Origin of the sequence: Novosphingobium aureum, from assembly GCF_015865035.1 — a bacterium.
GTDB classification, from domain to species: Bacteria; Pseudomonadota; Alphaproteobacteria; order Sphingomonadales; family Sphingomonadaceae; genus Novosphingobium; species Novosphingobium aureum.
Genome location: NZ_JADZGI010000001.1, coordinates 939,874 through 953,051, shown reverse-complemented (window position 1 = coordinate 953,051; position 13,178 = coordinate 939,874). Strand labels below are relative to the sequence as shown.

Genomic DNA, 13,178 nt, shown 5'->3' with positions numbered 1-13,178 from the left:
TACGCGAAAGGGGCGCAGCCTTGCGGCGCGCCCCCTTCCTGAATTGGTGCCGATAGCCGCCCAGGCTACTGCGGCTGGCGTTACTGCGGCTGGCGCTGCTGCTGCGGCAAGATCGACTGCGGCGCCCCGCTCTGCTGGCGCTGCGGGGCCTGCGACTGGGGCCGCACGACGTTCACGCTCGAACTCGCCGGCGTGCGCTGTGGTCCCGCGTCGTACTGTGCGCCCTGCCGTCCGGTCGCGCGGTCGAGGAAGTCGTCGTTCGCCGCTGGCGGCGTGCCCGGATCGACCATGACCGGAGGCGCGCCCGGACCAGGGCCGGGCCCGACGCTGCCGTCCTCGTAGATCGGCTGGTCGCCATTGGCGCCCGCGCCCGGCTCGACGATGTTGCCGTTCTCGTCGACGTAGTAATAGTCCTCGGGATCGCCCTGGAGGTACTCGTCGTCGGGTTCGAGCTGCCATTCGGGCAGCTTGAGCTCGGTGTCGAATTCCTCGACCGGGCGCTTCTTCACCGCCACCTTCATGTAGTCTGAGAAGGCGCGCGCCGGGGCATGGCCGCCCGAGAGGCCGCCGACCCGCTTGGCATCGTCGCGGCCCATCCACACGCCGGTGGTGATCCCGCTCGAGAAGCCGAGGAACCAGCCGTCCTTGTTCGAACTGGTGGTGCCGGTCTTGCCCGCGACCGGCCGTCCGATCTGTGCGGCGCGGCCTGTGCCAGTTGCAACGGTGGTCTGCAGCAGGTCGGTGATCCCCGCCGCGACATAGTGCGGCACGAGCACCTGCCCGCGCACCGACTTGTGCTCGTAGAGCACCTCGCCCGAGGTCGTCGTCACCTTGCGGATGCCATAGGGCTCGACCGAGGTGCCGCCCGCCGAGACCGCCGCGAAAGCGCGGGTCATGTCGATCAGGCGCACTTCCGAGGTGCCCAGAACCATCGAGGGATTGGTGTCGATGGGCGTGGTGATGCCGAAGCGGCGCGCCATGCTGGCGACCGTGCCGAAGCCCACTTCCTGACCCAGCTTGGCGGCAATGGTGTTCTTCGAATAGGCGAAGGCTGTGCGGATATCGATCTGCCCGGCATAGTTGCGCCCCGCGTTCTGCGGGCTCCAGCCGTCGATCGTCACCGGCTCGTCGACCACGCCGTCATCGGGGGTGTACCCGGCCTCGAGCGCTGCCATGTAGACGAACAGCTTCCATGCCGAACCCGGCTGGCGCACCGCGCTGGTCGCGCGGTTGTAGTTCGAATTGACGTAGTCGGTGCCGCCCACGAGCGCGAGCACGGCGCCGTCGCGGTCGAGGCTGACCAACGCGCCCTGCGTACCCTTGGGCACGTTGCCGTCGATCGAGGCGGTGGCCGCCTTCTGCATCGCCGGGTCGAGCGTGGTCCACACCTCGATGGGCTCGCTCGTCTCGGGCAGCAGCATGTCGAGCTGGGGCAGTGCCCAGTCGGTGAAGTAGCGCACCGAGTTCTGGCCTTCCTGCGCGGCGATCTCGACCTCGTCGAGATTGGTCGCATTGGCCTCGCCCTGCGTGATCGCACCGTTCTTGGCCATCAGCCCGAGTACCACGTTGCCACGGTCGATCGAGGCCTGCACGTCGGCGGTGGGCGAGTAGTTCGAGGGCGCCTTGACGAGGCCCGCTATGATCGCCGCCTCGCCGGTCGAGAGCGTGGTCGCGGGGTGGCCGAAGAACTTGCGGCTGGCCGCGTCGATCCCGTAGGCGCCGCCGCCGAAATAGACCTTGTTGAGATAGAGCTCGAGGATCTGGTCCTTCGAGAACTTGCGCTCGAGCGCGAGCGCGAGAATGCCCTCGCGCGCCTTGCGGGTGAACGAGCGGCTGTTGTTGAGGAACACGTTGCGCGCGAGCTGCTGCGTGATCGTCGAGGTCGCCTTGGCCCCGTCGCCGGTGACCGCCGAGACCCAGACCGCACGGGCGAGACCAAGCGGATCGACGCCGGGATGCTGGTAGAAGCGGCGGTCCTCGACGGAGACCATCGCATCCTTCATGATCTGCGGAATTTCGGCCGCGCTCAGCCATTTGCCATAGCTCGGCCCGAGCGAGACGAGTTCGCTGCCGTCGTTGGCGCGCACCACGATCATCTGCCCGTTCTGGCTCGACTTGAGCGCGGTGAAGCTGGGCAGTTCGCGCAAGGTGAAGAACACCGCGGTCCCGAGGAACACGGCTCCGAGCACGGCGAGCGCGATGCCCCACACCAGCGCCGCGGTGATCACCCGGCGCCAGAGCGGCTTCTTCGACGATTTGCGGGGTGAAGATGCGCCCGACTTGCGGCGCCGGCCGGAATTCTTGGCCATATCCTAGGTGCAGATCCCTCTTGCGGACAACGATGTCCCCTCAAGGCTCTACACCTTGCATGGCGATTTGTAACCCGCCGTTAACAGGCACCCGTCGAATTGCGACGGCCTTTGGCAGATTGCGAAAGGCCGTCGCTGCAAGCCTCAGCCGCCCGAGCTCTCGTTGCCCTCCTCGGGCTCGAACTCGAGCGAGGCGGAATTGATGCAGTAGCGCAGCCCCGTCGGTCCGGGGCCGTCGGGGAACATGTGCCCCAGATGGCTGTCGCAGCGCGCGCAGGTCACCTCGGTCCGGATCATGCCGTGCGACATGTCGCGGTGCTCGTCGACCGCACCCTCGCTGACGGGAGCGGTGTAGCTCGGCCAGCCCGAGCCCGAGTTGTACTTGGTCTCCGATTCGAACAGCGGCGCGCCGCAGGCCGCGCAGGTATAGAGGCCGGACTGCTTGTTCTGCTCGTACTTGCCGGTAAAGGCCCGCTCGGTGCCCGCCTCGCGCAGGATATGGTACTGCTCGGGGGTCAGGCGCTCGCGCCACTCGGCTTCGGTCAGGTTGAGCTTGTCGGTCATGGAATGCTTCTCCTTGGCACCCGATATGGGAGCCTGCCCTGCGCCTGTCATCCCCCCTGCCCTGCGCCCCCTTCCGTGTGCCCTTCCTTGCACCCGGCCCGGAGCACCTGTCCGGATATGCTTGCCCGCCCCCGCCAAGCCATTAGGATGAAACGACGAAATCCTTGGGGGACAAGTCAATGAACCGTACGTCCGACAGCCTGATCAAGATCGGGCTCGCGCTTTTCCTGTTGCTCGTGGTGGTCGTGGGCGGCGGCCTGGGCTCGTGCGCGGCCTACAATTCGCTGCGGGTGTGGAACGCGCAGGTCGCGGGCGAGGCGCAGCTCGCGCAGGCGACGCAGAACCGGCGCATCGCGGTGCTCGAAGCGCAGGCCGCGCTCGACAGCGCCAAGCTCAAGGCCAAGGCCGAAGTCGAGCGCGCCAAGGGGCTCGCGGCAGCCAACCGCATCGTCGCCGACAGCCTCGGCGGTCCGGAAGGCTACCTGCGTTACCTCTACATCCAGAACCTCGAGGAATCGAAGGGCCAGATTATCTACGTGCCGACCGAAGGCGGCCTGCCGATCCTCGAGGCCGGTGCACGCCCCCGCTAGGCACGAGGGTCAGCGATAGCCACCTGACCAGCCCGGCGGGCACCTCAGTCGAAGCGCAGCGCGCCGGTCAGGTCGCCCGGCGGCGGGCCGCCCGCGGCAATCATCGCCGCCTCGCGCTCGGCGAGCCCGGGCAGCTTGCGAAGGCCGAAGCGGCGGGTGATGAAGCGCGCGATCGAGCCGGTGTCGTAGATCGTGTGATCGACCTCGCCCTTGCGCGCATGGGGGCTGACGACGAGCGCGGGCACGCGCGTGCCCGGTCCCCAGCGGTCGCCCTTGGGCGGGGCGACGTGGTCCCACCAGCCGCCGTTCTCGTCGAAGGTAACGACGACCAGCATCCTGTCCCACTGCGGCGACTTGCGCAGCGCCTCGATGACGCCCGCGATGTGGCGGTCACCGGCATCGACGTCCGAGTAGCCCGCGTGCATGTTGAGGTTGCCCTGCGGCTTGTAGTAGCTGACCGGCGGCAGCCGGCCCGCCGCGACGTCCGCGAGGAACTTGTTGGTGCGGGCGGTCTCGCCGGTGCCGCCGTCGCGCAGGTGCTGCGCACGCGCGGGCTTTTCGGGCCCGAACTGGACGTAGTAGTTGAACGGCTGGTGGTGTGGCTGGAAGTTGGGCCGCGAAGGGAAGTCCTGCGAGTTGAGCTGGCCGTGCAGCGCCATGTCCCAGCCGCCCGCATACCAGGCCCAGTCGATCCCCGCCTCGCTCAGCACGTCGCCGATGGTCTCGTGCTCCTGCGGGACGAGCGTGCGCGCGTACGACCAGTCGGAATAGCCCGGACGCTCGGGGTCGAGCTGATAGGTCGGTGCATAGGGCGGCAGCATGGTGTTGACCGCGTAGAAGTCGGGCGAGAGCGAGTCGGGAACGAAGCGTACCGGCCCGTCCATCGCGCTCTTGGCCGACTGTGCGGTCTGCCTGGGCACGATGCCCTTGGGATCGTCGCCCTCTAGCTGGACGATGCGCCCCTTCGCCGGGCTCTTGTCGGCCTCGGGATAGAACGGCGGGCGTGCGGCGATCAGGTACTGGTGGTTGAGGAACGAGCCACCGAAGGCGCCCATGAAGAAGTTGTCGCACAGCGTGAACTCGCGCGCGATCTGCCACAGCCGCAGGTTTGCCGCATTGTCGGCATAGTGCCCCATGGTCAGCGCGCCGCTGTCGCCCCAGGCGACGAAACCGTCGTTCGCCCCGCCGTTGATCTGCAGCTGGTTGTTGTAGAAGGCATGGATCAGGTCGCGCGTGACGAGGCCATGCGGCAGCGGATCGCCCTCGGGCGTCGCCAGCGCGAAGGGCGCATTGGCGAGCGGGGCGATGTCGTCCTGTCCGATCTTGAACCTGCGATGCTCGACCACCTGTTCGTCCGGCACTACCCCGTCCCAGACCGGGGGGAGCTGCGCCAGAATGCTGCCGTCGCGGTCGCGCTGGCGGGCGCGCTCGGGCGAGACCGCGGCGAGCGGCTGCTCGAGACCGGGAAAGTCGCCGAAGAGATTGTTGAAGCTGCGGTTCTCCGCGAAGATCACGACCACCGTGTCGATCATGGCGGCGAGCTGCGCGTCGCTCACCGCGCGCGGCGCGCGGGGGCGGCTGCGTGCCTCGGCCTGGCCCGATGCGATCGTCGGGGCGACGACCGCGGCGCCTGCGCTCGCCATCAGGCCGGTCAGGACCCTGCGGCGCTGCGGGCTCGCGGGGCTGCCCTCGTCAAGCGCGCTGGCCGTATTGTGGAGAGCTGGCGAAGGCGTCGTGGCGCCATCTTCTTCGTGCGACATGGCTCGCGCTCTACCCGGCTCGCCGCAGCGCAGCAAGGATATAGTGTATCACAAAGCTTCGGAAGCGACCTGATTGCCATGCGCCACCTCGCGGCTCTGCGCGGCTTATCGACATAATCGCTCAGTGGATAACTCTATGATCGAGTAAATCGATCAACCCAATCGGATCAACACGCTACAAAACCGCGCGCATCCCTCCTATCTCACCCTCGTCAGTTCAACACACCCAACGAGGGAGCATATATCCATGGGTATCATCGGCAGCACGATCCAGCCGTTCAAGAACACCGCATTCCAGCAGGGCAAGGACTTCTTCGACGTCACCGAAGCAGACATCGCCGGCAAGTGGGCGGTCTTCTTCTTCTACCCCGCCGACTTCACCTTCGTGTGCCCGACCGAGCTCGAGGACCTGGGTGAGCAGTACGAGACCCTCCAGGGCATGGGCGTGGAAGTGTTCGGCGTCTCGACCGACACGCACTTCAGCCACAAGGCATGGCACGACACCTCGGAGAAGATCGGCAAGCTGAAGTTCGGCTTCCTGGGCGACCAGAACCACGAGCTCTCGAACAAGTTCGGCGTCCTGCGCGAAGCCGGCCTCGCCGACCGCGCCACCTTCGTCGTCGATCCCGACGGTGTCATCCAGATCATGGAAATCACCTGCGAGGGCGTTGGCCGTAACGCGAAGGAACTGGTCCGCAAGATCAAGGCCGCGCAGTACGTGCGCAACAACCCCGGCCAGGTCTGCCCGGCCAAGTGGGAAGAAGGCAGCGAGACCCTCGCTCCCTCGCTCGACCTCGTCGGCAAGATCTAAGAACAGCCGCGACTGACCGCACAGGCGGTCACCGGGTCGCGTGCTGGAGGCGCGCGGCCCGGGGCATCCCTCCCCCGGAGCCCGCGCGGCTCCGCGAGGCACGCCCCGGGCCGCCCCCTCCTCTCTCCCAACGCACTCTTTTATCCAAAAGGACCCCCAGATGCTCGACGCCAACCTGAAGCAACAGCTCTCCCAGTACCTCGGCATGCTGCGCGAACCGATCGAGCTCGTCGCCTCGCTTGGCGACGATGCGAAGTCGGCGGAAACCCGCGAGCTGCTGACCACCATCGACAGTCTGTCCGACAAGGTTTCGGCCAGCTTCGACGGCGATGATGCCCGCAAACCCAGTTTCGAAATTCGCCGTGTGTCGAACCCTGAAGCGTCCGTTCGCTTCGCCGGTGTTCCGCTCGGCCACGAGTTCACCTCGCTCGTCCTCGCCCTGCTGTGGGCCGGCGGTCACCCGCCCAAGGTCGAAGAGGACGTGCTCACCCAGATCCGCGAGCTCGAGGGCGACTACGACTTCGAGATGTACTTCTCGCTCTCGTGCCACAACTGCCCCGACGTGGTGCAGGCGCTTACCCTGATGGCGCTCAACAACCCCGGTGTGAAGGCCACCCTGATCGAGGGCGGCGCCTTCCAGGCCGAGGTCGAGGACCGCGGCGTCATGGCCGTCCCGGCTGTCTTCCTCGATGGCACCATGTGGGGCTCGGGCAAGATGGACGTCGCCGAGATCCTCGCCAAGCTCGACACCAAGGCGGGCGAGAAGGCCGCGGCCAAGCTGGCGGGCAAGAAGCCCTTCGAGGCGCTCGTCATCGGTGGCGGCCCGGCTGGTGCAGGCGCTGCGATCTACACCGCGCGCAAGGGCTTTTCGACCGGCATCGCCGCCGAGCGCATGGGCGGTCAGGTGCAGGACACCATGGGCATCGAGAACTTCATCTCGGTTCCCTATACCGAAGGTCCCAAGCTCGCCTCCGCACTCGACGCGCACATCGCCGAGTACGACATCGACACCATGCCGCTGCTGCGGGCCGAGAAGCTGATCCCGGCCAAGGAGCTTGGCGGCTACCACGAGGTCGTTTTCACGAACGGCGCCTCGCTCAAGGCCCGCTCGCTCATCCTCACCACCGGCGCGCGCTGGCGCCAGCTGGGCGTGCCGGGTGAAGCCGAGTACCAGACCAAGGGCGTGGCCTATTGCCCGCACTGCGACGGCCCGCTGTTCAAGGGCAAGCGCGTCGCGGTCATCGGTGGTGGCAACTCGGGCGTCGAGGCGGCGATCGACCTTGCCAACATCGTGGGCAGCGTCACGCTGATCGAATTCGACACCCAGCTGCGCGCCGACCAGGTGCTGGTCAACAAGCTCAAGTCGATGGGCAACGTGACCATCATCACCAATGCCCAGACCACCGAGGTCACCGGCGACGGTTCGAAGGTCAATGGCCTCAAGTACAAGGACCGTGCGAGCGACGAGGAAATCACCGTCGAGCTCGAGGGTATCTTCGTGCAGATCGGTCTGGTGCCCAACACCGAGTGGCTCAAGGATAGCGGCGTCGAATTGTCGAACCGCGGCGAGATCGTGATCGACCAGAAGGCGGCGACCAACATCCCCGGCGTCTTCGCGGCAGGCGATGCGACCACCGTGCCCTACAAGCAGATCATCATCGCGATGGGCGAAGGCGCCAAGGCCGCCCTCTCGGCCTTCGACTTCCTGATCCGCAACGAGGCCCCGGCCGAGATTGCGCAGGCGGCACAGGATGCTGCCGAGAAGGTCGACGCCTGACACGCCCATAACTTCCCCGAGTACTTTCGGGTCGCAATGAAAAAGGGGCGGGAAGTCGAAAGACTCCCTGCCCCTTTTTACGTCGTCACGCTCGCGAACGCGCGGCTCAGCGCCGCCGCTTGAGCACGATGTAAAGCGCGCCCGGCCCGCCATGACGGCGATGCGCACCGCGCAGGGCAACCACGTCGCTGGCGTGCTCGCTCGCCGAGAGCCAGTCGGCGAGCTTGGCACGGATCGCACCGCGCCGCTCGCCCCGGTCCATCGCCTCGTTCTGGCGCGCCTTGCCGGTCACCACCAGCACCACGCGCGCGCCCATCGCCTTGGCCTGCGAAAGGCCGTGCATCAGCCGCATGTAGGCCTGATCGAGGTTCGATCCGTGCAGGTCGAGGCTGAAATCGGGCACCAGCGTGCCACGCGCGATGCGCTTTTCCCACGAGCCGTCGAGGTGCGGCGCGGCTTCGGGCCGGGGCGGCGCGACAGGCTTTGGCGGCTGGGGCGGCGGCACGCGCCCCTTCACCTTCTTCGGCGGCGCAGGTGGTTTAGCCGGGACCGCGGGCACGGGCTTGGCCGGGGTCGTGGCGGCGCCTGTCAGCACCTCGCGCCGCGACCGACGCCGCTCGAGCGGGGTCACGGTCCGGGCGACCTGCGCCCAGATCTGCGCCTCTTCCTCGCTCAGCTTGCGTCCCGGTTTGCTCACGCCACCCTCGTTCCTACTCGACGCCGAGGCGCCCGAGCGTACCCTTGGGCACCAGCACAAGCGCCTCGCCGCGCCCGCTCATTCCGCCCGCGGTCAGGCGCGCATCGTCGCCCGCGCCCCAGAAGGTATCGAAGCGATTGGCGCCCTTGATCGCGCCGCCAGTGTCCTGCGCGACCCACAGGCCATCCGCCTCTGCGCGATCCAGGTCGAGCCAGACCGGCGCGCCGAGCGGCACGAAGCGCGGGTCGGTCGCGACCGAACCCCGCGCGCGCACCGGCACGCCCATCGCGCCCAGCGGCCCGTCGCCGGTCAGCTCGCGGAAGAACACCCAGGAGCGGTTCTCGTTCATCAGCGCGCGACCCGCCTCCGGGTTCTCGCGAATGTACTGCATGATGCCCTGCATCGAACCGGCATATTGGCCGGGCCCCTCGCCCAGCAACCCGCGATCGCGCATGACCTTGCCGATGCCGGTATAGGCGAGGCCGTTCTGCCCGGCATAGCCGATGCGCGTCACGCTGCCGTCGGGCGCGCGCAAGCGGCCCGAACCCTGGACCTGCAGGAAGAAGAACTCGACCGGATCGGCCACCCAGGCGATCACCGGCGCGCGGCCCTCGAGCGCGCCCTGCTCGATCTGCGCGCGCTCGAAATAGGGCACGAAGCGGCCCGCCTCGTCGTAGCGCCCGATCGGCATGCGCCCGCTTTCGAGCGGCTGCGCATCGCCGGCGCGTGCACGCACGAGGTCGCTCGGCATGCCGTAGACGGGCACCTCTATGCCCGGCTGGCGGGTGCGCGAGCCGACGATCTCGGGCTCGTAGTAGCCGGTGGCGAAGGCGCGCGAATCGCCCACGCGCACGGCCTCGAAATACTGGGTGAAGAAGCCCTTCGCATCGGCGGGCGACCAGCCGCGCGCGGCGGCGCAGGCGCTGTTCCAGTCGGCCGGGCGGGTGAGCCCGGTAAGGTCTTCGCGCAAGAGCAGCTTGGGGCAGCTCTCGCCAAAGCCTGCCAGCGCCGCGCGCGCATCGCGCTGGCCGAGCGGCAGGCTCGCCACCGCAGGGCCGGGCCGCACGCCAAGCGCGAGCGCATTCTCGGGTAGCGGCGCAGGTACGGTGCCGCCCGAGAGCCCGCCCTCGGGCACCATGCGCACGCATGCCGCAAGCAGCGCGCTGCCGATCAGCCATGTCGCGAGCGCCCTGAAGCGCGGCTTGGTTCTACGAGGCACGGGGAATTCTCCAGCGCCGCGCGCAAAAGGCGGCGCGGCTCTCTTCGACTTATCGCGGGGCCTGCCGGTGGTCGAGGCCCTGCAGCGCAAAAAGTTCGGGGCGAGACTTGCGTCCCGCCCCGAACTTTTCGTGCAGTTGCTTCGCGCGGATCAGCCCGCGTCGGTTTCCTCGAGCACCCAGTCGGGGTCGGCGGAGTTGACCATGCGCGAGAAGGTCCAGACATCGACCGCCTCGATCGCATCGTCGAGCGAACCGGCCACGACCAGCCCTTCCGCGTTGCGGGTCACCGCCGCGATGTCCGAACGGAAGCGCAACGTGATGCGTGCCTCGCCCGATTCGAGCCCGGCGTTGACGATCGTCACCTCGTCGATTCGCACCAGACGGTTGTCGAGGGTCTCGCCCGCTTCGAGTCGCGCGTCGATGGCCGAGGAGAAGCTGTCGTAGACATCGTCGTCGCAAAGCCCGCGCAGCTCGGCCTTGTCGCCGTTCCAGAACGCCTCGAGGATCATGCGATAGGCGCTGCGTGCGCCCTCCATGAAAGCGAGCGCGTCGAAGCGGCGATCAGCCGCGGCAATGGCCGAAAGGCCACGCTCGACGGCGGGCGATGCCAGCGGCATTTCACGCAGACGCTGCTGCGCGAGATTGCCCGGAGCGCGTTCGTCGGCCTTGGTTTCCTGCCGCTTCTGGCCGTGCGGACGCGCGGGACCGGGTTGCCCCTGGCGGCCTTCGAAACGCCCCGGGATCGGCTCTTCCTCATGCTCGGCACGACGGCCGAGAACGGAGTAGAGCCGCAGTCCGAGGAACGCTGCGATCATGGCCAGGATTACGATTTCCGGTGTCACGTGCGAATGCCTATTCCCTAGTCTTGCCGCTGGCAGGTGCCATCCCGTCAACCGGGTCGCCTGAAGGTCCCCCTGCATGGAGGCCTTCCGATGCGGCCCTTCGGACCCCTTTTCTAAAGGGCTCCGCGGCGCCAGTTTCTTGCTATCAACATAGCCTGAGATAGGTACGCATTACAAATGAACAACGCGTGAGTGCCTCGTTGGGTGGAATTTTTCGACAGGACGAGGCGCTGCTTCGACGTCTCTTTTCCGGGCAAACCCGCAGGCAAGGCACAATTTCGCCGCCTCCGGGTGTTCCACGAGACCCAAAAATGCTCTAGCGCGCGCAGGAAGCCCGTGATCGGACATGCGAACAGGGCACAAGGCATCACATTCAAGCGGGAAAGCATCTCATGGCCGACGAAGGCAACGTCATCTCCGACCTCAACCTGAACAACGGCGCCGACAATGCGCCGAGCGCGGGGATCATCTCGCAGTACATCAAGGATCTCTCGGTCGAGAACCCGAACGCGCCGGTCAGCTTCCAGTGGCAGGACCAGCCCAGCTTCGACGTTCAGTTCAACATCGGCGCACGCTCGATCGAGGGCGAAGTCCACGAGGTCGAGCTCAAGATCACCTGCACCTCCAAGACCGAGGCAGGCACCGCGTTCATCGTCGACCTGTCGTACTGCGGCCTCGTGGGCATGCGCAATCTCGACGAGAACCAGGCCCATGCCTTCCTCTTCGCCGAAGCGCCGCGCCTGATCTTCCCCTTCGCGCGCCGCGTGATCGCCGATGCCGTGCGCGATGCCGGCTTCGCACCGTTCCTGCTCGAGCCGATCGACTTCAACGGCCTCTACCTGCAGCAGCTGCAGGAGCAGCAGGCCGGCGGCGCTCCCGCCGCCTCGGCGACCGACGAGCCCGCCGGTCACGCCTGATCCGAAAAGCGACGCGGGCGCGGCTCTGGCAGAGCCGGGCCCGCGTCCGCCCTCCCCAGCATGAAAACGCTGCCCGCCGTTCGATGAGCGGGTAGACAGGCCGGAGCCAAAGTCGATGAACCTCGTCAAGGCACTGGCCAGCGTCGGAGGGCTCACCCTTGCAAGCCGCGTGCTCGGCCTTGCGCGCGACAGCCTCTTTGCCCGCTTCGTGGGCGCAGGCTTTGCCTCGGACGCCTTCCTGATCGCGTTCCGCCTGCCCAACATGTTCCGCGCGCTCTTCGCGGAAGGGGCCTTCTCCGCCGCCTTCATCCCGATGTTCAACAAGAAGGTGGCCGACCCGGATGGCCCCGGCCTGCCCGCGGGCCTGACCTTCGCCGAACAGGCGCTCTCGGTGCTGCTGCCGGTTCTGCTGGCAATGACGGTACTGCTCGAAGTCTTCGCCTGGCCGGTGACATGGGTGCTCTCGGGCTCGTTCAACGACGTCAGCGCCGAGCAGTTCGCCTTCGCGGTCACGCTCAGCCGCTATACCATCCCCTATCTTGCCTTCATCAGCCTGGTCTCGCTGCTGGGCGGCATCCTCAACTCGCTCGACAAGTTCTGGGTCAACGCCGCCGCGCCGATCCTGCTCAACCTGACGCTGATCATCGCCTTGCTCGGCTTCCACGATGCCGATGCGCTGGTGACCGCGCGCAACCAAGCCATCGGCGTCTCCATCGCCGGTCTTGCGCAGTTCCTCTGGCTGGTCTGGGCCTGCCGCGCCAACGGCGTCTCGATGCGCCTGCGCATGCCGGTGTGGAATGCCGACGTGAAGCGGCTGCTGCTGCTGACCCTGCCCGCCGCTGCCGGCGCAGGCGCGACGCAGATCAACCTCGTCGTCTCGACCGCGCTCGCAGCCAGCCTGCTGGAGCACGGCTCGGTCACCTACATCTACATGGCCGACCGGCTCAACCAGCTCCCGCTCGGCCTCATCGGCATCGGGCTTGGCACGGTGCTGCTGCCCACGATCTCGCGCCAGCTCGGTGCGGGCGAGCATGCCGCGGCCATGCAGACGCAGAACCGCGGGCTGGAGCTCGCGCTGCTGCTCACCCTGCCCGCCGCCGCCGCGCTGATCGTGTGCGGCGAGCCGATTGCCGCCGCGCTGTTCGGCTACGGCAAGTTCGACGCGGGCGACGTTGCGCGCACCGCGCAGGCGCTCGCCGCCTTCTCGATCGGCTTGCCCAGCTACATCCTCGTCAAGGTGCTGACCCCGGGCTTCTACGCGAGACAGGACACCCGCACCCCGGTGCGCTTCGCGATGATCTCGATGGGCATCAACCTGCTCGGCAACCTCGCGCTGATCGTGCCGCTCCAGCACATGGGCCCGCCGCTCGCAACCGCGATTGCCTCCACCGTCAATGTCGCGATGCTCTACGTGACGCTGGTCAGGCGCGGCCATTTCGAGGTGGACGCGCGCCTCAGGCGCCGTGCGCCGCGCCTGTTGCTTGCCGCCGTGCTGATGGCCGCAGCCTTGTGGTACGGGCAGGACCTGATGGCCCCCTATGTGCAGGGTACCTGGCTGGTACGAGGACTTGCACTGGCTGCACTGGTCTCGGCGGGCTGCCTCGTCTATGGCCTCGCCACCATTGCCACGGGTGCCTTCACCCGCGACGACCTCCAGCTCCTGCGCCGCCGCCGCGCGAAATAAGAGAGAA

Annotated in this window: 11 protein-coding genes; 5 read left to right on the top strand and 6 right to left on the bottom strand. The window is 67.4% G+C overall.

Annotated elements, in window-relative coordinates:
• Positions 1-80: 80 nt before the first annotated feature.
• The gene (locus tag I5E68_RS04545) at positions 81-2,309 is read right to left on the bottom strand and encodes a transglycosylase domain-containing protein (protein ID WP_197161175.1); all 2,229 of its coding nucleotides are present in this window, start codon (positions 2,307-2,309) and stop codon (positions 81-83) included.
• A gap of 144 nt (positions 2,310-2,453) precedes the next feature.
• Complete coding sequence (msrB, locus tag I5E68_RS04540) at positions 2,454-2,873, bottom strand: peptide-methionine (R)-S-oxide reductase MsrB (RefSeq protein ID WP_197161172.1); 420 nt, start codon at positions 2,871-2,873, stop codon at positions 2,454-2,456.
• A gap of 179 nt (positions 2,874-3,052) precedes the next feature.
• Here msrB and I5E68_RS04535 point away from each other — a divergent pair, with 179 nt between their 5' ends.
• The gene (locus I5E68_RS04535) at positions 3,053-3,463 is read left to right on the top strand and encodes an SPFH domain-containing protein (RefSeq protein WP_197161169.1); all 411 of its coding nucleotides are present in this window, start codon (positions 3,053-3,055) and stop codon (positions 3,461-3,463) included.
• A 44-nt stretch (positions 3,464-3,507) separates the two neighbouring features.
• Here the strand turns inward: I5E68_RS04535 and acpA are convergent, their stop codons facing one another.
• Positions 3,508-5,223 (bottom strand): acid phosphatase, encoded by a 1,716-nt coding sequence (gene acpA / locus I5E68_RS04530; protein WP_228726825.1) that lies wholly within the window; start codon positions 5,221-5,223, stop codon positions 3,508-3,510.
• Positions 5,224-5,470: 247 nt separating this feature from the next.
• Here acpA and ahpC point away from each other — a divergent pair, with 247 nt between their 5' ends.
• Together ahpC and ahpF are read left to right on the top strand one after the other, a co-directional pair.
• Positions 5,471-6,034, top strand: a complete 564-nt coding sequence (ahpC, locus tag I5E68_RS04525; RefSeq protein WP_197161166.1) for an alkyl hydroperoxide reductase subunit C — start codon at positions 5,471-5,473, stop codon at positions 6,032-6,034.
• Between the two features lie 160 nt (positions 6,035-6,194).
• Complete coding sequence (gene ahpF / locus I5E68_RS04520) at positions 6,195-7,811, top strand: alkyl hydroperoxide reductase subunit F (RefSeq protein ID WP_197161163.1); 1,617 nt, start codon at positions 6,195-6,197, stop codon at positions 7,809-7,811.
• Positions 7,812-7,917: 106 nt separating this feature from the next.
• On the opposite strand, the gene I5E68_RS04515 is transcribed toward ahpF, so the two are convergent.
• The 3 genes from I5E68_RS04515 to I5E68_RS04505 form a co-directional block, all read right to left on the bottom strand.
• Positions 7,918-8,508 carry a Smr/MutS family protein gene (locus I5E68_RS04515; RefSeq protein WP_197161161.1) on the bottom strand — a complete coding sequence of 197 codons (591 nt, stop codon included), beginning with the start codon at positions 8,506-8,508 and terminating at the stop codon, positions 7,918-7,920.
• A gap of 13 nt (positions 8,509-8,521) precedes the next feature.
• Positions 8,522-9,646 (bottom strand): murein transglycosylase A, encoded by a 1,125-nt coding sequence (gene mltA, locus I5E68_RS04510; RefSeq protein WP_197164545.1) that lies wholly within the window; start codon positions 9,644-9,646, stop codon positions 8,522-8,524.
• 231 nt (positions 9,647-9,877) lie between these two features.
• Entirely contained in the window at positions 9,878-10,570 is a 693-nt protein-coding gene (locus tag I5E68_RS04505) for a Tim44/TimA family putative adaptor protein (protein ID WP_197161159.1), read from the bottom strand.
• Between the two features lie 392 nt (positions 10,571-10,962).
• Between I5E68_RS04505 and secB the strand changes: the two genes are divergently transcribed.
• Together secB and murJ are read left to right on the top strand one after the other, a co-directional pair.
• The gene (gene secB, locus I5E68_RS04500) at positions 10,963-11,487 is read left to right on the top strand and encodes a protein-export chaperone SecB (protein ID WP_197161157.1); all 525 of its coding nucleotides are present in this window, start codon (positions 10,963-10,965) and stop codon (positions 11,485-11,487) included.
• Between the two features lie 115 nt (positions 11,488-11,602).
• Positions 11,603-13,171 (top strand): murein biosynthesis integral membrane protein MurJ, encoded by a 1,569-nt coding sequence (gene murJ / locus I5E68_RS04495; protein ID WP_197161155.1) that lies wholly within the window; start codon positions 11,603-11,605, stop codon positions 13,169-13,171.
• The last annotated feature ends 7 nt before the right edge of the window (positions 13,172-13,178 follow it).